General features: G+C 34.2%; 12 protein-coding genes, 1 rRNA gene and 1 CRISPR repeat array. Of the genes, 5 read left to right on the forward strand and 8 right to left on the reverse strand.

Features of this window, described 5'->3' with window-relative positions:
- Nucleotides 1-70, reverse strand: a 16S ribosomal RNA gene (locus GWR14_RS22960); the annotation flags it as partial.
- A gap of 1,252 nt (nucleotides 71-1,322) precedes the next feature.
- Here GWR14_RS22960 and GWR14_RS22965 point away from each other — a divergent pair.
- From GWR14_RS22965 to cas2, 5 genes are all read left to right on the forward strand, one after another.
- Nucleotides 1,323-2,696, forward strand: a complete 1,374-nt coding sequence (locus tag GWR14_RS22965; protein WP_163411483.1) for a sensor histidine kinase — start codon at nucleotides 1,323-1,325, stop codon at nucleotides 2,694-2,696.
- A 98-nt stretch (nucleotides 2,697-2,794) separates the two neighbouring features.
- Nucleotides 2,795-4,015, forward strand: coding sequence for a DUF763 domain-containing protein (locus tag GWR14_RS22970; protein WP_163411484.1), 1,221 nt, complete (start codon nucleotides 2,795-2,797; stop codon nucleotides 4,013-4,015).
- Between the two features lie 262 nt (nucleotides 4,016-4,277).
- On the forward strand, nucleotides 4,278-4,877 hold the full coding sequence (locus tag GWR14_RS22975) for an NAD(P)-binding domain-containing protein (RefSeq protein ID WP_163411485.1): 600 nt from the start codon (nucleotides 4,278-4,280) through the stop codon (nucleotides 4,875-4,877).
- A gap of 109 nt (nucleotides 4,878-4,986) precedes the next feature.
- Complete coding sequence (gene cas1, locus GWR14_RS22980; RefSeq protein ID WP_163411486.1) at nucleotides 4,987-5,901, forward strand: type II CRISPR-associated endonuclease Cas1; 915 nt, start codon at nucleotides 4,987-4,989, stop codon at nucleotides 5,899-5,901.
- Nucleotides 5,901-6,206, forward strand: a complete 306-nt coding sequence (gene cas2, locus GWR14_RS22985) for a CRISPR-associated endonuclease Cas2 (protein ID WP_187356561.1) — start codon at nucleotides 5,901-5,903, stop codon at nucleotides 6,204-6,206. The genes cas1 and cas2 overlap by 1 nt, the downstream gene beginning before the upstream one ends.
- Here the strand turns inward: cas2 and GWR14_RS22990 are convergent.
- The 7 genes from GWR14_RS22990 to GWR14_RS23810 form a co-directional block, all read right to left on the reverse strand.
- Complete coding sequence (locus tag GWR14_RS22990) at nucleotides 6,203-6,607, reverse strand: transposase (RefSeq protein WP_163411488.1); 405 nt, start codon at nucleotides 6,605-6,607, stop codon at nucleotides 6,203-6,205. The genes cas2 and GWR14_RS22990 overlap by 4 nt on opposite strands.
- Before the next feature lie 2 nt (nucleotides 6,608-6,609).
- Nucleotides 6,610-6,921, reverse strand: coding sequence for a hypothetical protein (locus GWR14_RS22995; RefSeq protein ID WP_163411482.1), 312 nt, complete (start codon nucleotides 6,919-6,921; stop codon nucleotides 6,610-6,612).
- Between the two features lie 240 nt (nucleotides 6,922-7,161).
- Nucleotides 7,162-11,550: direct repeats of the CRISPR family, unit length 36 nt; unit sequence GATATCGTGTTTTCTAATCTTTAATCAAACCACAAC.
- Nucleotides 11,551-11,749: 199 nt separating this feature from the next.
- The gene (cas9, locus tag GWR14_RS23000; protein WP_163411489.1) at nucleotides 11,750-16,606 is read right to left on the reverse strand and encodes a type II CRISPR RNA-guided endonuclease Cas9; all 4,857 of its coding nucleotides are present in this window, start codon (nucleotides 16,604-16,606) and stop codon (nucleotides 11,750-11,752) included.
- Nucleotides 16,607-16,815: 209 nt separating this feature from the next.
- Nucleotides 16,816-18,252 (reverse strand): sialate O-acetylesterase, encoded by a 1,437-nt coding sequence (locus GWR14_RS23005; RefSeq protein ID WP_163411490.1) that lies wholly within the window; start codon nucleotides 18,250-18,252, stop codon nucleotides 16,816-16,818.
- Between the two features lie 422 nt (nucleotides 18,253-18,674).
- Complete coding sequence (locus GWR14_RS23010; RefSeq protein ID WP_163411491.1) at nucleotides 18,675-21,656, reverse strand: glycoside hydrolase family 2 protein; 2,982 nt, start codon at nucleotides 21,654-21,656, stop codon at nucleotides 18,675-18,677.
- A 251-nt stretch (nucleotides 21,657-21,907) separates the two neighbouring features.
- Nucleotides 21,908-22,633 carry an AraC family transcriptional regulator gene (locus GWR14_RS23015; RefSeq protein WP_223150997.1) on the reverse strand — a complete coding sequence of 242 codons (726 nt, stop codon included), beginning with the start codon at nucleotides 22,631-22,633 and terminating at the stop codon, nucleotides 21,908-21,910.
- Nucleotides 22,608-22,808 carry a cupin domain-containing protein gene (locus GWR14_RS23810; RefSeq protein WP_223150998.1) on the reverse strand — a complete coding sequence of 67 codons (201 nt, stop codon included), beginning with the start codon at nucleotides 22,806-22,808 and terminating at the stop codon, nucleotides 22,608-22,610. The genes GWR14_RS23015 and GWR14_RS23810 overlap by 26 nt, the downstream gene beginning before the upstream one ends.
- Nucleotides 22,809-22,895: the final 87 nt, after the last annotated feature.

Genomic DNA, 22,895 nt, shown 5'->3' on the forward strand with positions numbered 1-22,895 from the left:
ACCCCTCGACTTGCATGTGTTAAGCCTGCCGCTAGCGTTCATCCTGAGCCAGGATCAAACTCTTCATCGTATATTTTAATAATGTATATTCGATGCGTTATTCTAGTCGGTTATATTCGAATCTCGCGATTCTATTACTCTTATTCTTTCTGTTCTAACATCGCTGTTAAAACGGCTGTCAATTCAATATGTCTACGAACGTAATCTCTTTGTTTTTTTTCGCCTTTCGTTTGTTTCTCAAAGCGGGTGCAAAAGTAGTGAGTTAATCCGCATTTACAAGATTTTTTATCATTTTTTTTCAATCTTTTTAAAAACTTTTTCTTAACTCCCTAATAACATATATCTTAGAAATTAAAAATTTAAACTTAAATTAAAGATTATACTTACAATATTAAATTCCAAACAAAATAAATATTATAATATCCACTGGATGACAACAATTCTTTGAGTTATAAATGATATTTCACTACTGATTTTTATACTTAATTATAATCAAATCATTTTTTTTAATCAATTTCACCCAACGGGTTATTTTAATTCTTTCTCATTGGAACTTTAAGTTTAACATTATGGAATTGCGAATAAATCAAATGATAAACAACTTTATCTGCTAATAGCATACAGTTTTTAAACTGTTGTTTATATCTTATAAGATAATGAATATTGAGGCAGGACTGATATCCAAACTTTAAAAGACACCTCCTATCGAACAAACAGCGTGAAGTTTATAGCCATATAATGCATTTTTGATGAAGCACAGTATTCTCTTTCTGGAAGAGCGCAATCTGTTTCTTTGTAGATTCTACTACGGGAACTTCTTGACAATCTATAAACTTCTAAAGACATGCTGTCTACAACAAAATATTTTTCATTACCATTAAATTTTCCTGAAAATAATTTTCTAATACCTCCCATATAAACAAATAGCCTTCTTTTTCTTCTCTTGTAAACACTTCGCTTTATAATCAGCTTGATTTCAGAAGACAATATTCTAAATAACTAATTCCCAACATATATACTCATATGTTCAGAAGTCAGATTTATGGTGATTACTATCACTATGAATATAATTATATCATTCTTTAAAATATATTTTTTACATTTGCTCCAACGACTGGATTAGTGTGTCCTTAAAGTGCAGCATAAAAATTTGACAAGACCTTGTCTAACGATTAAAAAACTTGTAAACTTTTTTTTACTAATTATTATTTTTGTCAATTTTTTTTCCTCAATTATACCTCAACCCTTGTAAACCCTTACAAATACTGAGCTACTAATTTCTGCATCGGGAAATAGAAAGATAAAATAACGCAAAACAACTAATGTTCGAGCTTTTACGCATAGATCCAAAAACTATTTTTCTACTTTATCTTTGGGGCAATTTTTTTACCTGTATCCTTATTTTCAGTTATTCCTTTTCGTATGCTACGGGTGATAACAGAAAAATTCTAAAATGGTTTGGACTGGGAAAATTATTACTTACAATTGCTTGGATACTGGCTATTTTGCGAAATATTGCCAGTGATTTTATCTCAATCAATATTGCCAATTCTTTCATTTTTTGCGCCTGCTGTTTTGAAACCATGGCTATGTTGTCACTCATCAGGAGTAAAGCCAGGAAATATTATCTGTTGCAAATAGGTATTACAACTGCTACAATACTCATCTTTAATTTTGCAACTCTTTTAAAAGCCAATATAAATACCCGCGTTATAATTAGTTCCATTGGAATATTTGCCATCTATCTTCCGGCCACAATCAGTTATTTTATCGAAAAGAAGAAAAGTTTCTTCAAAACCTTTTATGTCCTTTGTTATGTCGCATTTGAAATCCTAATTATAATACGAACCGTTTACCGATATCTTTATCCGCAAGAGCAGGTCTTTTCCGACAATTTACTGGATAGTTTGTACTGTATTGGTTTATTCATGGTAAGTCTGATTGGGATTGTTGGTTTTTTATTGTTGGTAAAAGAAAAACAAGACCATAAAATTCAGAAACTTTTAAACGATAAAAACCAGTTTTTTTCTATTATCGCCCATGATTTAAGGGGACCATTAGGATCATCTGTTTCTCTCTCTGAAGTTTTAATTGAAAATATAGAAGAATACAATCGTGAAGAAATCAGGGAAATTTCAGAAACACTGCACGATTCAAATAAAAATATTTACAAATTGCTGGAAAACTTATTAGAATGGTCGCAAATGCAAACCGGAATGATAACATTCTCTCCAAAAAATATATTACTAAACAATTTGATTGAGGAAAATATTGAACTCAGCAGAAATTCGGCGTCAAATAAAAATATAAGCATTGTATTTGAACCGGCTGATCTTATTGAAGCAGAGGCAGACAAAAATATGATTGATACCGTTTTACGAAATTTACTGAGCAATGCAATTAAATTTACCGATAAAAACGGCGAAATTAAAATTAGACTATCAAAAACAGATCAAAAAGCAGAAATAGCAATCACTGATAACGGAACCGGAGTTCCTGATAATATCAAAGAAACACTGTTTAAAATAAACCGAAAGTCCATACAAAAAGGAACCGAAAATGAAACAGGAAGTGGATTGGGATTATTACTTTGTAAGGAATTTGTAAATAAACATAAAGGCAAAATTTGGGTAGAAAGCGAATTAGGAAAAGGGAGTTCTTTTAAATTTACCCTTCCTTTAACAAAAACATTATAGACACAATACATCGTTTTTTAAGATAAAGCCATTTCTGCTTTTATTAACACACAATATATCAGTAATCGGCTAATTTTGTATACTTTTAAATTTACCTCATGAAACGTTCCGGTACAGCTGATCTTCCGCTTCATTATGGCCATGTCCCTTTATGGCTTGCTGAACGTATGTCAAAGTTAGGGCTGGCTATTGTAGAAACTATAGCAATGGAGTTTTCGACGTCTGAAGTCATCAGTAAACTAAGCAACCCGTTTTGGTTCCAAAGCTTTGGTGCTGTGATGGGTATGGACTGGCATTCCTCAGGTATTACTACTTCTGTTCTTGGAGCTTTGAAAAAGTCTGTCAATCCACATTCTAAAGAACTTGGCATTTATATCTGCGGAGGTAAGGGTACTCATTCTATGAAAACGCCTCAAGAACTCTTGTATGTAGGTGAGCGCACAGGACTCGACGGAAATAGTCTCGCAAATTGCAGCAGGCTTACGGCCAAAGTTGATAATACTGCTATTCAGGACGGGTTTCAATTGTACCAGCATAATTTTATTGTGGACAATAGAGGACAATGGGCAGTCATCCAGCAAGGCATGAATCCTTATTCTAAAACTGCAAGAAGATATCATTGGCATTCTCAGGATTTAAAATCTTTTATTAACGAACCACATACTTTTATATATGGAGAGAATCAGGGTACGATTCTGAACCTCACAGCCGGAACTGCCGAAAAATCAAGAGCAGGAATTTTAGAACTGTCTAAAGAGTCTCCGACAAAAATTATGAAAGAAATACAGTACCTTTCTATGTCGGCACATCATGACATAAGAGTTGAAGATGTAAATATGAAAAGACTTGGTGCGATGTTGTGGACCACTCATGAAAACAGACCCGAAGATTTTGAAGAACTTTTACTCTTAAAAGGTATGGGACCAAGAGCACTACAGTCCCTGGCACTGGTAAGCGAAATTATTTACGGAACTCCTACCAGATTTGATGACCCTGCCCGTTTTTCGTTTGCCCATGGCGGAAAAGACGGACATCCGTTTCCCGTACCTGTAAAAATTTACGATGAAACTATTGATACTCTGCAAAGAGCTATTCATCGAGCAAAAATTGGCAACAACGACAAAATAGAAGCGATACGTAAACTTTCAGAAATTTCCAGAAAAGCAGAAGAAAGTTTTACTCCTAATGACAATCTTGATGCGCTCATCCAAAAAGAAAGGGATGAATCTTATAAATATGGAGGCAAAACCGTTTTTGGAAATGCTAAGCCTCCTAAAAACAAATCTATCCCACCAAACAATCAGTTAGAATTATTCTGATTTTTAGGCAATTTCAAAAACTCAGGACTTCTTTAAAAATCACTTTAAAACTAAGAGTCAGGATATTCAGAAGTTTTTATATTGCTTTTTTTACCCCAACCTCTTCAAAAAAATAAAAAACAGGTAAATCTACCTGCTATCATTTCCTGAAATTTCAGTAATTTAACTAACACATTTTTAATAATAAACAAATACTAAAAACAAACTGCATTCGACACCTATCTTATCTTATCTAATCTCAATACTAACCAAAACAAATGTTATGAAAATTGGAATCATAGGAATTGGATCCCTCACATTAGAATTAGCCCGCAGATCGGCACTGGCAGGATATGAAGTTATGGTAAACAATCCTAGAGGTAATAGCCTTGTGAGAGATACTATTGCCAAAATTGGTTCAAATATAAAACTGGGACCATTGTGTGAAACTGCATCGGCAGATATCATTATTTTCTTCGTTCCTAAAGATAATCTGGAATCTGTGATTCGAAATCTGCCTGATATGAGCGGCAAAATAATATTATATACCAGTGGTCTTATATTTAATCCGCAATCCCTTTTATCAGGAATATCTAATGCCCTTACTTATCAAATTACCGCATCACTGCTTCCATCCGCCCATGTTGTAAAACTTTTCCACCCTGTCAGACTTGAATCAAAAAAAGACGATCTGAAAGAAAAAAAAGACGAGATCTTTTATATTGCAAACCATACCGGTTCCAAACACACAGTGAGGACTTTTTTAAAAAACCTGAATTTCTCAGCCATCAATCTTTCAGGACGTTTACACCCTGTAGGAGTTGATCTGAATGCAGGGATTACACCAGTCGTTATTCAGCCTTCAGGTTTTTATTCCAATTAAATCTTTATAATCAAATGTATCTTCTGAATCGATACTTCAAAAATAAGGAAAACCGTAAAATGAATTTTATTTAAAAACCGAACTTTAAGCAAACTATAAAATTAAGGTTATGCTTAAAAGAACTATTTTTATTGAAAACAAGTTTTCCTTAACGACCAAATACAATCAGCTGGTATTAAAGTCTGAAACTAAAGAAAGTACAATTCCAATAGAGGACATTGGATTTCTTGTCCTTGACCACAATGAAATCTACTTGAGTATTCCGGCAATGAATCTTCTTATTGAAAACAATACATCTGTTATTATTTGCGGAAAGAATCATCTTCCCAACGGAATGCTTCTAAACCTCAACAGCCATCATATTCAGCAGGAGATATTTAAAAACCAGATTGAAGCTTCACTTCCTTTAAAAAAACAATTATGGCAGCAGACCATAACTGAAAAAATTAAAAATCAGGGACAGTTACTGGAGAAAATTACTCATTCAAAAAACAGCTTTGCCTTTCTTGCCGGCAAAGTCCTGAGCGGCGATTCGACTAATATGGAAGGAGTAGCTGCGCAGCAATACTGGAAATATTTTCCTCAGCCAAATATGGAAATGAACGGAATCAAGAGAGAAAGATACGGAGACTACCCTAATAACTTTCTTAATTACGGTTATGCTATTTTAAGAGCAGCAACTGCAAGAGCTTTGTCGGGAAGTGGTTTATTAAATACATTAGGAATCCATCATAAAAGCAAATACAATGCTTTTGCATTAGCGGATGATATTATGGAACCTTTTCGTCCTGTTGTTGATGAAAAAGTTTTTGAAATAATGCAATGTTTTGACGAGCAGGAATTAAACACGGCTATTAAGGCTGAATTACTGCAGATACTAACCCGAACCGTTTATTTTAAAGACGAAAAAAGTCCCTTAATGATAGCTCTGCAAAAAACCGCAAGCTCTTTACAGCAATGCTTTTCAGGAAATCGAAAAAAAATTAAATATCCCGCATTGTGGAGCTTAACGGATATCGAATAATGTGGCTGTTTGTTTTTTTTGATCTGCCTACAGAAACAAAAAAAGACCGACGAAATGCATCCGGATTCCGAAATAATTTGCTGAAGGATGGATTTTCGATGATGCAGTATTCGGTTTATGTCCGTCATTGTGCCAGCAGCGAAAGTGCCGACGTTCATGAAAAACGAATTCACAAACTGCTTCCCCCGCTTGGAAAAGTTAGTGTTTTAAGAATTACCGATAAACAATTTGGCAACATTCAAAATTTCTGGGGCAAAGCAGAAGTCCCTTCAGCACCTCAGCCTACACAATTGGAACTGTTTTAACAATTAAAAAAAGTGTCTGATTTCCATTTTTCAGGATTCAAATCAATATAATTGCTAATGTTTTGATATGACTTCTCGTTTCGAATAATATGATCATGAAAAGAACGCTGCCAGGAAAAATCTTCAAAACCAGACCGATGAATCAACTTTGACGATGTTGTTTTTAACGCTCCCATTAAACTCGATACTGATTTTATTTTGATTTCTTCGCCCTGCGCCTGTACGGACAGCTCGCGAGCTGTCCCTTCTGTCCCTACCATTAATTTATTTCTATCAATTTCAATAATCATATGAACATGATTAGGCATCACGACATAATTATGAATTTCAACATATTTATATTGCTCGGTCAGCCATTCAATTTGCTTCTTTACGATTTCTCCAAATTCATTCAAATTCATTTTTACATCTCCCAAATCATTTTCATTGGAATGATTTTCATTGGAATGATTTTCATTGGAATGATTTTCATTGGAATGATTTTCATTGGAATGATATTTTCATTGGAATGATTTTCATTGGAATGATTTTCATTGGAATGATTTTCATTGGAATGATTTTCATTGGAATGATGTACGGACAGGTCGCGACCTGTCCCTACCGTCCCCACGTATCCAAAACAACATATTCTATCCTGAACACATATCGTGACGAAATATAAATTATCGCTGGAATAATCGAATCCCTGCATTCTGTTTCTTTTTCTATTTTTCATTATCAATCAATTTATAATTGCATCTGCACGGACATTCAACAAACATGCATATCTGTACAGGCAGGTCGCGACCTGCCCCTTCTCAAAACCAATCAAATTTTTCATCATAAAAATACTGAATCACAAATTATTACAAATAAAAAAATGCTTCAATCCTGGGTTATCAATCCAAAAAAGAAGCATTTTTTTACACGATAATTCAATTTAATTCCATGATTATCAGAAGGAAACAAGCCAACTGATATCGTGTTTTCTAATCTTTAATCAAACCACAACTTCACGTGGTCTGGCTTTGTGCAGCGTATCGATATCGTGTTTTCTAATCTTTAATCAAACCACAACGATCGCCTACGCTGGTAGACGAGAACGACAGATATCGTGTTTTCTAATCTTTAATCAAACCACAACGGAATATCCGAGTTTCTCGAAGATGTGAAAGATATCGTGTTTTCTAATCTTTAATCAAACCACAACTTGTACGATCTGCGCTTTTTGCGTCGATGTGATATCGTGTTTTCTAATCTTTAATCAAACCACAACAACTGGACAGAAACACATCCGTTATGCCCCGATATCGTGTTTTCTAATCTTTAATCAAACCACAACACTTTCGCCGAAAATGGCGCTCGCTGCGGCGATATCGTGTTTTCTAATCTTTAATCAAACCACAACGATCTTATATGCCCAACAAGAATGAGGAACGATATCGTGTTTTCTAATCTTTAATCAAACCACAACAATACGGCGATAAGCTCGACGTTACCAGCGGATATCGTGTTTTCTAATCTTTAATCAAACCACAACGGTTAACGATATAGCCTACGGCGGCTCGAAGATATCGTGTTTTCTAATCTTTAATCAAACCACAACCAGATACTACCAAGTTTATGGGGGTCGTGGGATATCGTGTTTTCTAATCTTTAATCAAACCACAACGGGGTTGTTGTAGTACCTTAGCTATGACAAGATATCGTGTTTTCTAATCTTTAATCAAACCACAACTGCCTGTCCTAATCCTCTTATGTTTAAGTAGATATCGTGTTTTCTAATCTTTAATCAAACCACAACACATGTGCACGTCGGTCAATCCTAAACCAGATATCGTGTTTTCTAATCTTTAATCAAACCACAACACCGTTAGGCCCATAAATCCCTACGTTTGAGATATCGTGTTTTCTAATCTTTAATCAAACCACAACAGGCGTTACAGATGACAATGACCTACGACCGATATCGTGTTTTCTAATCTTTAATCAAACCACAACTCCCGTCCTTTTTCTCCATCTTTCTCGGAGATATCGTGTTTTCTAATCTTTAATCAAACCACAACATTAAACGTCCTGCTATTGAATGTCATTTTGATATCGTGTTTTCTAATCTTTAATCAAACCACAACGGGTAAGAGCGCAGAGGGTAAAGCCCTAATGATATCGTGTTTTCTAATCTTTAATCAAACCACAACCCTTATCTATTTTCTTAACGGCTACTGCGTGATATCGTGTTTTCTAATCTTTAATCAAACCACAACAGTTTTTGATTAAATGGGCTGAGGATGTTTGATATCGTGTTTTCTAATCTTTAATCAAACCACAACGTTAAACGTTCTGCTATTGAACGTCATTTTGATATCGTGTTTTCTAATCTTTAATCAAACCACAACTATTGTTGTTATTGTGCTTCCTTTTCTTTTGATATCGTGTTTTCTAATCTTTAATCAAACCACAACGTTAAACGTTCTGCTATTGAACGTCATTTTGATATCGTGTTTTCTAATCTTTAATCAAACCACAACCATTGACCTGTTCGCTCCGCTTTTCAACGAGATATCGTGTTTTCTAATCTTTAATCAAACCACAACAATAAATCACCATACAAATTATATTGTTTTGATATCGTGTTTTCTAATCTTTAATCAAACCACAACATTTAGATAGCTCATTATTTTCCCCGCTCTGATATCGTGTTTTCTAATCTTTAATCAAACCACAACAACCGGACAGAAACACATCCGTTATGCCCCGATATCGTGTTTTCTAATCTTTAATCAAACCACAACAGAAACGGCGGTAGGGAAAGCGAACGTTAAGATATCGTGTTTTCTAATCTTTAATCAAACCACAACTCAGATCTCAGTTTTATGAGGTTTCGAAACGATATCGTGTTTTCTAATCTTTAATCAAACCACAACAACCGGTACCTACTTTTCAATATTAGGCGAGATATCGTGTTTTCTAATCTTTAATCAAACCACAACAGGAGCTAAAAGAGATTCGCGACCAGCTAAGATATCGTGTTTTCTAATCTTTAATCAAACCACAACGTACGTCATAATAGGAGTTGTAATTACTACGATATCGTGTTTTCTAATCTTTAATCAAACCACAACGGCTAATGTTTAAAAATACATTTTCGACGCGATATCGTGTTTTCTAATCTTTAATCAAACCACAACAATTGTATCTCTACCAGTTTGCGTAATTGCGATATCGTGTTTTCTAATCTTTAATCAAACCACAACCGCTAAAGGATAAGCCCCCGTAACCGGGTCGATATCGTGTTTTCTAATCTTTAATCAAACCACAACGAAATATCCGAGTTTCTCGAAGATGTGAAAGATATCGTGTTTTCTAATCTTTAATCAAACCACAACAGAGCTACAGGATAAAAAGAAAACGGCCGCGATATCGTGTTTTCTAATCTTTAATCAAACCACAACGCTATTTAACCCGTGATGTTAACGACATTCGATATCGTGTTTTCTAATCTTTAATCAAACCACAACAAGGGGCTTTTAATCCTGTCTTGGGGTCAAGATATCGTGTTTTCTAATCTTTAATCAAACCACAACGCTAACGACGATTGACACAGGGAATTTATTGATATCGTGTTTTCTAATCTTTAATCAAACCACAACGGATTCATAATTATATCACCAAAACCACCTGATATCGTGTTTTCTAATCTTTAATCAAACCACAACATAACCTTTAGCGTTAATATCTCCCCCCGAGATATCGTGTTTTCTAATCTTTAATCAAACCACAACAACAGCAATAACACAAATGCAATTAATGAAGATATCGTGTTTTCTAATCTTTAATCAAACCACAACTAATTCTGTCATCCATTCGACGTCATCGCTGATATCGTGTTTTCTAATCTTTAATCAAACCACAACGCCTTTGCGGTCCCACGTTGTCCCCTCGGTGATATCGTGTTTTCTAATCTTTAATCAAACCACAACTATCACGGCAAGTATGAACCGACCGAGACGGATATCGTGTTTTCTAATCTTTAATCAAACCACAACGAGCAACGCAAGGCCTTGGTGGATCAGGAGGATATCGTGTTTTCTAATCTTTAATCAAACCACAACGAAATATCCGAGTTTCTCGAAGATGTGAAAGATATCGTGTTTTCTAATCTTTAATCAAACCACAACGGGATATAGCTCACGTGTTCTTTACAGACGGATATCGTGTTTTCTAATCTTTAATCAAACCACAACCAGGATGGGCCGTGGCTTTGTGCCGACGAAGATATCGTGTTTTCTAATCTTTAATCAAACCACAACGGTAGGTTTTATAACCAAATGCCCTAACAAGATATCGTGTTTTCTAATCTTTAATCAAACCACAACCGCCGAGGCGTACATTTTGGAACTCCGGGAGATATCGTGTTTTCTAATCTTTAATCAAACCACAACCGTGAAGGTCTTATTTTTCCAACTCTTAGAGATATCGTGTTTTCTAATCTTTAATCAAACCACAACGCCAAACCCTAAAGCAAGCTCGGCGATTTTGATATCGTGTTTTCTAATCTTTAATCAAACCACAACACAAATGAACAAATTAGAAATAGGAAAAAAGATATCGTGTTTTCTAATCTTTAATCAAACCACAACTACCAAACCAAGTCCTTTATTGGTATATTCGATATCGTGTTTTCTAATCTTTAATCAAACCACAACTCCTTCTGGAACATCGTTCGTAGAAGCAATGATATCGTGTTTTCTAATCTTTAATCAAACCACAACGATCGTATCTCTACCAGTTTGCGTAATTGGATATCGTGTTTTCTAATCTTTAATCAAACCACAACAAAACAATAACAAAGGGCGTGAAGCAAGAAGATATCGTGTTTTCTAATCTTTAATCAAACCACAACTTATCAGTTAGAAACAGTTGAATTCATTAAGATATCGTGTTTTCTAATCTTTAATCAAACCACAACTCGGTTGATATCCAACCTTCTTTTTTACTTGATATCGTGTTTTCTAATCTTTAATCAAACCACAACTTGTACGCTTGGTTTTAAAACCATAAAAAAGATATCGTGTTTTCTAATCTTTAATCAAACCACAACTAAAATTGATTCGAAGAAAGGATTATGAAAGATATCGTGTTTTCTAATCTTTAATCAAACCACAACGGTATTGTTGACAGAAAGCTAAACGCTATCCATATCGTGTTTTCTAATCTTTAATCAAACCACAACATACGACATACACTATGTAGCAACAGGCGACATATCGTGTTTTCTAATCTTTAATCAAACCACAACCAGTCCTTTTGAACTGAGTTTTCGATTGCACATATCGTGTTTTCTAATCTTTAATCAAACCACAACTTAAAGCTGCTGTATCCCTGCTGGGCGGATGCGATACCTTTCAGTTCTGGTTTAAAAGGTTTAAGCATTTGAAAAGCTTATGTCAATGAACTTTTAATGATCCTGTCTCCTAATCATTGTAACAATCTCAACTAAATCGTCGCTAATATAACAAGTAATATAGATTGGTGTAAATTTGCACCGAAATTTTAAAATGAGATTACATTTTTGAAATTTTTCCTAAGACAGAAATTTCTACTTTTATTGGATTCATCTCGTGATACTTTTTCATACTTGTTATTCTAATCTCCTCCATTTTATTTGTAACTGTTGATGCAATATGGTGCCTAAACGAATAATCTCCATCTGAAATTTTCTGAACCCGATACAAATAATTACTTAAAAAAGTATGGTCTAGTTTATTGTCATTGTACTCATCATTAGAAATCCCTAACAAAAACATATCGTTTTCCTGAAAAGTTAATATAAGTTCTTTAGGGGCTGGTTTATCAATTTCTATTTCAGGTAGTTTATAGATTTCATCTTTTTGTTTTACTCTTTCCACAACTTTCCAAAAATTAGTAATATCATCTTTCAACTCCTCATTTTCGTCTTTATAGATTAATATATGATGATTGTTTCCAGGGTTTACATACTGTCCAATTTTTTGATTTATTGTTTCTGCATTTTTCATTACTTTTTTTATTCGTACTTTTTTTATTGGAACAGGATTTCTTTCTTTGCCAACGTCAATTTTATTTAGCCGTTTGAATCTTTTTCCTTCATTTGGCAAATAAAACGTCTCATCTTTTAGAAAACTTTCAATTGTTTCGCTTATTGTTGATTTAATCCTATTTATTTCTTTCTGATTTTTATCAATTTCTGATTTTTTTTGTAATCTATTCGAATCTGTTTCCATTTTTTCAATTACACCTAGTTTTTCTATGGCTTCATCAATTTTACCTTTATTATATTTTTTCTTTAACTCTTTAATTTCCTCAAAGGTTGTACTTACATCATTATATTTTTGAAGAATTTGTTTGAAAGAATTTGTAACACTTGAAATAATTAATTTTCTAATATTATCATCAATTATATCATAAATACTTGCTCCACCTCCTTTTGCTGGCGCAAATTTCAACTTTGAAATTGGTAAACGCTGTATGATTTCCTTCTCTTTACAATGTAAATTCTTTCCATAAAAAGTAGTTTCGTGCAATTGCCCTCTTACTGCCATACCCTCACTTTTAAACGTTTGTCCATTTTTAGTAATTTTCTTGGTGATTTTTGTTAAGATGTTTTTGTTTTGCTTGTGGGAAATCAGGATACCATTTATGACATTTTTGGCATCGTTATGAAAACCATTCCAAGGTTCCGGAAAATCTAAATGTTCTTTTTCGTGTTCATTCCCTCTTTTTTTGTTTTCAGTTGAAGCGTTTTGTTTGCTCAACCGTTGGAAAAAAGATTCTTTCGTTAAGGCAATAACTAAAGCATCAATGGCGTGATGGCGATGATCTTCTCGGTTTTTGATTGGGTCAAATTTTATTTCGCCCGTATATTTATCAATCCAAGTTGTACCTTCAACTATTGTTTGTCCTTCTTCAAGAACTGGTTTAGCGGTTTTAACAGGTGAAAATTCAGTTACTTCAGAAACGATGTCAAACAAAACATAATATTTCCCTTTGCCTTCTTCCATTTCAAAATGATGTTGATTATCCATATCAGAAACAAATATATTTTCATCATTTGTAGTTCCTTGAATCAATATTTGATTTTCTCTAACTAAAGGTCTTTCGTTTAAGGCTTTTTCAAAATCAACCTTTTCAAAATCCACATCTATGATAAGCCAATACTTTCCATCTTCAATTTCTGTTTCGCATTCATAAATATACGAGGAGAAAAGACCGTCTTTTACTTCCCCAAATAGAAGTATTTGCTTTCCATTTTTCTTGGGTTGCTCTTCTTTAGCAGGTTTTTTAAATTCTTTTTTTTCAATAGTAAATGTTGCCCAATAAATTCCATTTTCCTTGCCAGTCGCATTTATAGCATTCAATCCATCATTTTTGAATTTATCTCTTTCAATCTTACCCCTTAAAACAATTTCATTTTCTAAAGTACTTGGCTTGTCTTTAAATACTTGTACAATATTTTTGGGCCTAGACAAAACTAACTTTGCCCAATAATCGCCATTTTCTAAATCTGGTGCATCAACCTGAAATTTAACATACTGTTCCTTCGATTTAAAAACTCCCTTATCGATATTTCCAGATAAAAGTGTTTCATTTTTATTAGTTGTTGGTCTGTCATAATAAATTCGTTGTGACAAAACAGGCTTTTTATCATTGTCTAAAACAACATAGTGCGGTATATGTTTATTCTCTTCAATATGTAAATTTGGAATATCTACTGTAATAATGGGTTGTAAAATATTATTCAACCCCCAAAGTCGACGCAATTCGGCGGTTAAACTTCCTGGCATCACACGAACATCGGAACAAACTTGAGATAAAATTTCGCTCGTTTTTTTACTTATATAACGAGTGTCATTTAATTGTCGTTGAATAAAATCGTTGGTTTCAAATTTTGTTTTCGACACAAATCGCTTTGCTTTTGGATAGGGCAAAACCTTAAAAACACGTCGTTCAATTTCTTCCCATGATTTCGCACCTCCCCAAAGATTTGGATCTTTGTTAATTTCATAAAAATCGTGAGGGGTTCTATTTCCTTTTAAACCATTAAATTTTGAATCACACAATGTTTTATTTGCAAAACTATCGTCTAAAGAAATTGATTTTGGAATGATATGTTCTATCTGAAATTTATTTCCCCTACCAAGTAAATCATTAATATTTATCGTTTTGTTAGTATAAGGACAAATAGAAATCGGCATTTCTTGATACAATAACACTTTTTGGATATTCTCTCTGCTTTGTCGCAAACCAAATTCTATCAATAATTCCTTTGCCTTTTCATTTTTCTTATCATTTTCTCTAATTTTATAACCTAATTCTTCTCTTTTCGTTTTACTATTCTTTAAATCACGTCCAAGTTCAATCCTAATTTGATCAAACTTTCCTTTTTGAGCAATCAATTCATTTACAATACGTTTAGTTTCATTTACTCCTTGTTGCACAATTGGATTCCTTAAATTTTGAACGGTATCAATTTTATCTTTTTGTTTTACTTGAATAATCTCTTGGCTATGGTGATACAATTTTTTAAATCGAACATCCTCTTCGACAAAGCCATATTTGTTTTCAATTAGATATACTTTTATTTTCTCAATTGCTTCTCCTTCTTTATTGGATTTTTCGTGATTTATTTTCAATAAATCTTTCTCTAATTCAATATGGTCATTTTTATATAATTCCCATTTTTTACCAAAAGCATTTCTGACACCTGCTAATATGACAGCATCACTTAAACGCAATCCCTTTTTTAGATAGGGCAAAATGTTTTTTATAGCTTTCAGAGAAACACTTGAATAGTCTTCTTTTAAATTTACTTTTTCTATTTTTTCAATTATTGCTTTATTTAAAATATAATCTATTTTTGTCTCTTTAATCAGTTTTTCTAAACTACAGATTAACTTATCATTGTCTTCACAAAAATGAAATAAATGCCAAATACGCTCATAGCCATATTCTAATTTCTCTTCCTTATTTACTATTATTAAAAATTCTTTTTCAAGTATCGATTTTGGGAATAAAGCATTCAGATATTTTGTTGTATAATTACCAACAACTAGTGAGTCGTCTTCATAATTAAAAGTTTCATATTCCAATTTCAATTTCTTTTTTATCTCTATAAAATCAAATTTCTTGTCTTTAGAATTTATTAGTTCCAACACTTGCAATCGCTGTGATTCTTCCAATCGTTGTTTCTTACCATATTCAATGTTATTGATATATTGTAATGCACGATACTCTTCATATAAAGGATGTGATATGTGACAGGGAGTTTTACCCTTTTGTATAAACTTACCATTTTCATCTTTCAAATCAGGTTCAAATCTACATTTAGCAAGAAGTCCTTTTTGTGAACGTAAAGCTCTTTGCCAAAACAAAACACTTTCATTACTCTTGAATTTCACAACTCCCTCCTCATCTTTGTCTATTCTACCCGCCAAAAATTCTTTTAAAGAAAGTTTTGTTTTAATTTTAAGCAAATATTTCTGCTTATCATTTTTTGACAATTTATCATTTAACTCAATTACTTCAATATTCTCTTCTCCTTTTATCTTTTTTAGATGTTCTATTTTACTATTATTTCTTTTGCTTTTCAAACCGCCTTTTAACAAAACTTTTTTCTCATTTGAGCACTTAATGGTTTCAAGACCTAAATTGCAAGCCTGTCTATTCCAAATTGCTTCAAATTCTGCTACATACATATCGCGCAAAGTATATCTAGACCGAACTCGCAATTCATTACCATTTTCATCCTGAATTAACTTAAAAGGTTCTCCATCTTTTGGCAAAATATTGAACAAATATTTTCCTAATGTTGAATTTTGTAATTCTTTTTGAGTTTCCTCAATACCTTTTACACCATCTTTCCCTTTATAAATCTTTCCATCATCTTTCCCTTTTCTATTACTTAAAAAACCTCTTCTTTGTATTAAATGATATAAAATCCTGCCAAACTCTTGTAGAGTTAAATCTTCATTTAATGATTTATCTCTTAACAAATAAGGATTTTGTTTCAACCACAAACAATAAGAATGACTTTCAGGTAAATGAATTTCTGGAGCCATTCTGCCTTCTTTCTTTTTCTGCTTATCCCATTTACTCCAAATATCAAGTTCCTCGTTTTTAAGGGGGCACATATCAAGATTAATAAGAGTTCTCAGTAATTTTATTTTCCTTAACCTTTTACGATAAAAACCACGTCGCTGTTGACGGCTATTTCGCCTACTTGCGTTTTTGCTTTCTTCTTTATCTCCAGTACCAATAGTTTTTGCAACAACTCCTTCAGGGAAAATCCGCACTCCTGAATCAATTATTTTTTTATCCATATCATCTACAACCGCCCACCCAATCGAGTTCGTACCTAAATCTAATCCTAAAATTTTTGCCATATCTCTTAAAATTTAATCCGCCTGAAATTTAATATAAAAAAAATTAACACTATTACGGTTTTCCTCATTGCGTTATAATTCTTTTTAACATACATTTACAACTGATTAAAATTTCTAATCTTTAATCTTATCACAATAAGGCTATATGCCGTAGATGAAAATCTTTAGTCCTGCTTCGGTGGGACTTTTTTTATGTTCTTCTTAATATTTTATTCAGTCAGAATATTTCTCATCGCCACAACCTGAAAATCTTTTTCTTTTATGTACTGCAGCAGTTCTTCTAAAAACTCTACTGAAGTAGAATAATCAGGATGCACAACGTCAGGGACACCGTGAAAAGTCAATACGATTATATCTCCTTGTTTTAGATTTTGTAAAGCAGTTTTAACCCGTACCTCAAGCTTATCGGTTGAGGCCACAGTGTAGCTCGGAATCGCCAGTCTGGAATCTTCTGCGATATCGTACAAGGTACTTCCTCCTGCCCTTGCATATTTATAACCCCGTTTTTTTAAAATTCCTTGTGAAATGGTATCATAACGATTGCCTGGATAAGCAAATGAAATAGGTTTAGGAATTTTAAATTCAGCGCATTTTTCTTCTACGTAAGCGATTTCTTTGTTGATATCTTCGGGACTTAATTTTGTGACATTTTTGTGATGTCCTGTATGATTCCCAATTTCAAAGTCTTGTTTATAGAGTTCCTGAATCTGATTCCATGTCATGTATTCCTTTTTCTCTTCAGGCTTTTTAAACGGAAATTCGCAGACAAAAAAAGTAGCACCAAAACCGTATTTTTTCAATAATGGAGCAACATTGTTATAGTGGCTGATTTCGGCATCATCAAAAGTCAGTACTACTTTAGGTTTCTTTTTTGATGTTTTTAAAGAAGGAGTTTCTTTTAATAATTGCTGCATGGCAACAGCATAACGTTTCCCAAGTTCTCTGGCAGACGGACTATCAAAATGCAGATGATCTCCTTTGTCTGTTAATCCTTCGGAAGAAACTGCCGCTGAGTTTTCAATTTCGTTCGGAATTGTATTTATTATTTTATTAATATAATCTTCTTTATTAAAACGGCCAATTTCTCCTGCTACAAAAGGGAGATTGGGTGCATTCAAATCTTTTCTTAAACTGGCAACCAGTTCTTTTAATTTTTCCAGATATACTTGTGATTTTACAGCATCGTTATCTGATTCTCCCTGATGCCAGAGAATGCCTTTGAGAACTCCTTTTTGCATAGCAATTTTGGTACGGGAAATAGCTTCATCATACGGGAAATTATTAAAATATTTAGCTCCGGATTTCCATACTTTTATAGGTGATCCTCCCCACGCACAGGGAATCAAACCTATTTTTACTCCATTTTTGCCTTCGAGCATCGTTTGTGCAAAACTAATTCCCGGTCCTACTCCTGCCGAAGGTTTGTCAAAATGCATCGGGTCTTTGGCTGGAATCCAGTCATTGTTTTTGTCCAGCATCAAAATAACTTCGGATGGGAGTTGGCTTTGGTTATCAAGTGCTCCACGCCCTGCCATATTGGACTGACCTATGAGTAAATATAATTCAAGCGGTTTTTCCGGAACTGTGTTTTGAGAATAGCCGTTTAGAAATAATAGCAACAGTACTGTTTTGAATATTTTTTTCATTGAAATTGAATGTTTTGAACCTATTGGATAAATCGACTAAAGAAAGGCTTCGACTCCGCTCAGCCTGGCATTAGTTTGATTCAATTATTAAGTATTTTAGTGATGATAATAAAAAAGCAAAAATGTTTCCTTTTGCCCCGATTACTTCGTCAGTTCGCTCCGCTCGTGTGAAACGAAAATCCTCTTGTGCTGGTGTTCAGCATAAGAGAGATTACTTCACTTAGCTTTTATTTCAATTGGAGTTCAGTGAACTTCGTTTGTAGTGGAAAGTGGGACGATGTTTACTGAAAAACACCTGCCTTTTCCTGCTTCAAAAAACATTATTCAGATTTGTTTGAAAACTTTTAAAAAAGCCTGTCAGGAATACTGAATACCTGACAGGCTACACTAAAAACTAACCAAACTTATTTTTATCTTTTTATCTACTTAACTGGCTCATAAAATTCTATTTCTACAATTGGCAATTGCGGCATTTTACTGTTTGTTTTTTTCAGACCGCCGTCATCAACTTTTCCGGTAATTTCAACCAGATTAATATCATTACTGTTTTTAGAATTTTCCATCAATTCTATTTGGACTTTCTTTCCTTTTGTTGGTTTAATATCTAATGTTACATAGCCCAAACTGGTCGGAGTAGTTCCTTCAAAAACTTTCTTGCCGTCTATTGAAATACGAAGTGGATATTTTTTGCTTCTCCATCCGGATAGTTTCAGCACCACCTGATTGATAGTTGCATTTCGTTCCAATTCATATTCAATTTTGGCTATCCCATCCCCATTAGACCATTCGCTCAATTCGTTGTCATCATAGCTTTTAGCAGCATCTGCCAGATTCGAATCGGTTTTAGCGCCAATAATCGTTAAAGGAGTTCTGGTTTTCTTAAACGATGGTGATTTTGGCGTAGGGCCTTTTTCTGTGAAAGAAGGCAAGTTGTCAGACGTTAATTTTACAGACAATTTTTCTAAATCGGTTTTAACTGTTTTTACCTCTGTAGTCATACTTTTAAGTGACTGAGAAGAAGCTTTAATATTGATAACTCCTGCTGTTTCGGTTGATCTTACAAAAATTCGGTTCACCCCGCATTCTACAGGAAGATTTTTTGAACCTATATAATTATCCGGTCCCTGGGCAATACCGCCTACAAAAGTACCCTGACCCTGCACCTCAAAATCAATCATATTCATTGCAGTTGGACAACGGTTTCCTTTTTCATCCACTACTTCTACCTGAATGATTGCCAAATCATTAGCATTGGCCAACATTCCGCCTGGTCTCTCGATACTGGTTAATTTAAGTCCAACCGGATTTCCAGCCGTTTTAATTTCGTCTTCACAAACTTTTATACCTGATTTATCATAACCAACTGCTTTTATGTTTCCAGGTTGGAAAGCTACATTTTTAAAAGTGTACAAAAACCTTTTTGACTGAACTCCTTTTCCTAAGCTTTTGCCATTAACAAACAATTCTACAGCATCGGCGGTTGAAACTACCGTAATATCTTTTGTTTCCCCATTTTCATAATTCCAATGTCCGATGATGTGCGCTGCTGGTTTTTCGGTATCAACCCAGCCATCCCAAATAACCTGGTGCGCATAAAATCCGTCTTTAGGAATACGCATTGGATCGGCCTCTCCGCTTCGGCGGTAGTTTTCCTGCCCCCTGTAGTGGGTATTTGAATCACTAAAAATAATATTTACACCACCTGAACTTACACGATTTCCTGTTCCCGGACGGGCTTCCCAATAGTCGTACCAACGCACTACATCTTCAATAGCATGAGCATCCTGATTGTGATTGTACGCGCTCGCATCGGCTACTTTTGTTCCGTTTACATTCGTATGATTGGTTCCTCCTGTTCCTTCTTTGTGGAAAGGTGGAGTAAACTCATCCCAATATTTACGTAAACCCTCGTCCCTGCTGTATTCGGTAGCCCACATTGGGATATGAACACTTTTGTTAATATAAAGCATTTCACCGCCATATTCGGCTACTTTGCTGTCGAGCATTTCTCTCGAACCTATTGCACGACCTCCAAAAGGATCATATTTATCTCTAATCGCTTTCATTTCGCTCATGTGCTCATCCGAAATACTTTCGTTTCCTGATTCGTAAAACAAAATACTCGGGTTGTTTCGATTGTAAATAATAGCGTCACGCATCAATTCTGTACGCTGTTCCCAACGTCTTCCAGTTACATCTTTTTCAGAATCACCTGCCGGCATTGCCTGTATAAGCCCTACTCTGTCACATGACTCCACATCTTGTTTCCAGGGCGTGATGTGCATCCAGCGTACTAAATTTCCATTGCTTTTTACCATCAAACTGTTAGAGTAATCACTCAGCCATGCCGGAGCAGACATTCCAATCGATGGCCATTCGTTACTGGTACGTTGCGCATAACCGTGCATCATAATCACGCGATCATTCAAATAAACCATTCCGTTTTTGAATTCGGTTTTGCGAAAACCTGTTTTAATTTCTGCCTTATCAACCGATTGGTTATCAACTAATAATTCTGAAGTTACTGTGTACAAATATCCATAACCCCAACTCCAGAAATTCAGGTTTTGTAAAGCTTTAGAAGTTTTTAAATCTTTCGTTTCATTGGGAGCCAAAGTAATAGTTTCTCCAAAAAATGTAGTAACTTCTTTCCCTTCCAAATCTTTTATATTCACTTTCAGTTGCACTTTAACCGATTTGGATTCTTCATTTTTTACCTGAGACGCAATATTTACTGTTGCTTTTTTTTGAGTAATATTAAAATCACTGGCATACACATAAGTTCCTGTAGTTCCAAGGAAAGAATACAAGGGTAAGGTTTGGTATACTTTTGATTTAATATGCAGGAATACATTTTTTGGAATCCCTCCATAATTGGCATTAAAGTTTTTATCATTCCACTGAAAGCCTGAATCCGTAGCTTTCTCTTTGTATCTCCAGTCATTATCGGTTTTTACAGCAATCACATTTTCCTGAGGAAAAGGATTTACAAAGGCCGAAATATCCAGACCAAAAGCCATCGCTCCGTTTTCGTGACGTCCTGCAAATTTTCCGTTTACATACACTTCACCCATTTGGCGAACACCTTCAAATTCTATAAAAACTTTTTTGTCACTGGTGTCTTTTGGCAGTTGAAACGTTTTTCTGTACCAGGCAATTCCGGTAGACAAATGAGAAATATCTACTTTGAAGGCTTCTGTCTGATTCCAGGCAAAAGGCAGATTTACATTAGACCATGTTTTGTCTTCATAAATTGTCTCTTTGGCTTGCTCAGCATCACCTACATTTAATTTCCAACCGTAATTGAAATTGTACTTCACTCTGCCGGAGTCCTTCTGTGCATTTAGTCCGTTTGCAAATAATATTGCGAAACCAAATGCGTAAAAAATATTTTTAATAGTCATTATTTAAATTGGTATTGGGTTAGATGAATAGCACTTTAAAAAATCTGAATTTTTAAGGTTTGACAAATATAAATCCTTCTGCATAGCTTGTATTATCAGCTTTTGCCATTAGTTATCATAATCAGACATATTGCCTAATAATGATATGAAATGTCAAGTTATGATATGCAATCCTTCATTTAAAGGGGCTTCGACTCCGCTCATCCTGACACTATTTTTCAACTCCTCAAACGAGTTTTATAGCAACACAATCAACTTTTATCTTTTGTACGGTATTCACTTGGGGAACTCCCCATTGTTTTGCGAAAGATACGAGCAAAATAAAGAGGATCATCAAAACCAACCAGCATACTAATCTGATTGATTTTCATATTTGAAAAATCGAGGTAATGGCAGGCTTCCTGTATTTTCAAATGGATATGATAATTTAATGGCGAATATCCCGTTTTGCTTTGAAATTTTGCCGAAAAATAAGACACTGAATACCCAACATAATCCGCAATTTGTTTGAGGGTAATTCTTTTTCGAATATTTTCACGCATATAATAAATGGCATTATCGACCATATCGAGCTGTTGATGCTCCATATTGGCATTATTACTGGCGCGGAAAGTCCCTAAATATTTCAATGATCCGAGAAAATGAAAAAAAGTAGTAACACTAAAATTGAGATTCTCTTTGCTAAAACCATTATTCAGGATAGAAAATAGTTCTTCAAATAACTTCAGCTGATCTTCAATACGTGCCTCTTTTTCGGATGAAATATGAAGCGGTTTATAAAATCCTTCGGCAAAAAAAGCTGCTTTTTCACCATCAAAGTGACACCAATAAATAGTCCATGGATTTTTCAAATTGCTTCCGTAGCTGTGTTCCCTTTCTTTTGGCAAAACAAAAACCTGTCCGGCAGATATTTTTTGAGTCTGACTATCGGTTTCAAACCATCCCTCACCTTTAATACAATAAATAAATAAATACATATTGAGATACTTCTTCTTTTTTTCTTTTTCTAAAATGAAAAGACGCTTTCGGATAATAACCAATATCTGTGATGTATAATAAAGAGCCTAAATCTGTTTTCTTAAAATCTTCAATAACCGGTGAAGGCACAACTATAGCGCGTTCGCCAATAAACCCATCCTTAATTTTTGCCATAACATCATTTTTGTCAAATTCAAATTTCGGAAATAATTATATCATTTAAGATAAAATCAGAATATAATCCAGTAATAAAGTAATATA

This window comes from Flavobacterium ajazii, from assembly GCF_010614725.1.
GTDB lineage: Bacteria > Bacteroidota > Bacteroidia > Flavobacteriales > Flavobacteriaceae > Flavobacterium > Flavobacterium ajazii.

Excerpts from the sequence above, each read along its gene's own strand:
- GWR14_RS22965 (WP_163411483.1), top strand. The coding sequence starts at position 1,323 with ATGTTCGAGCTTTTACGCATAGATCCAAAAACTATTTTTCTACTTTAT.
- GWR14_RS22970 (WP_163411484.1), top strand. The coding sequence starts at position 2,795 with ATGAAACGTTCCGGTACAGCTGATCTTCCGCTTCATTATGGCCATGTC.
- GWR14_RS22975 (WP_163411485.1), top strand. The coding sequence starts at position 4,278 with ATGAAAATTGGAATCATAGGAATTGGATCCCTCACATTAGAATTAGCC.
- cas1 (WP_163411486.1), top strand. The coding sequence starts at position 4,987 with ATGCTTAAAAGAACTATTTTTATTGAAAACAAGTTTTCCTTAACGACC.
- cas2 (WP_187356561.1), top strand. The coding sequence starts at position 5,901 with ATGTGGCTGTTTGTTTTTTTTGATCTGCCTACAGAAACAAAAAAAGAC.
- GWR14_RS22990 (WP_163411488.1), bottom strand. The coding sequence starts at position 6,607 with ATGAATTTGAATGAATTTGGAGAAATCGTAAAGAAGCAAATTGAATGG.
- GWR14_RS22995 (WP_163411482.1), bottom strand. The coding sequence starts at position 6,921 with ATGAAAAATAGAAAAAGAAACAGAATGCAGGGATTCGATTATTCCAGC.
- cas9 (WP_163411489.1), bottom strand. The coding sequence starts at position 16,606 with ATGGCAAAAATTTTAGGATTAGATTTAGGTACGAACTCGATTGGGTGG.
- GWR14_RS23005 (WP_163411490.1), bottom strand. The coding sequence starts at position 18,252 with ATGAAAAAAATATTCAAAACAGTACTGTTGCTATTATTTCTAAACGGC.
- GWR14_RS23010 (WP_163411491.1), bottom strand. The coding sequence starts at position 21,656 with ATGACTATTAAAAATATTTTTTACGCATTTGGTTTCGCAATATTATTT.
- GWR14_RS23015 (WP_223150997.1), bottom strand. The coding sequence starts at position 22,633 with ATGTATTTATTTATTTATTGTATTAAAGGTGAGGGATGGTTTGAAACC.
- GWR14_RS23810 (WP_223150998.1), bottom strand. The coding sequence starts at position 22,808 with ATGGCAAAAATTAAGGATGGGTTTATTGGCGAACGCGCTATAGTTGTG.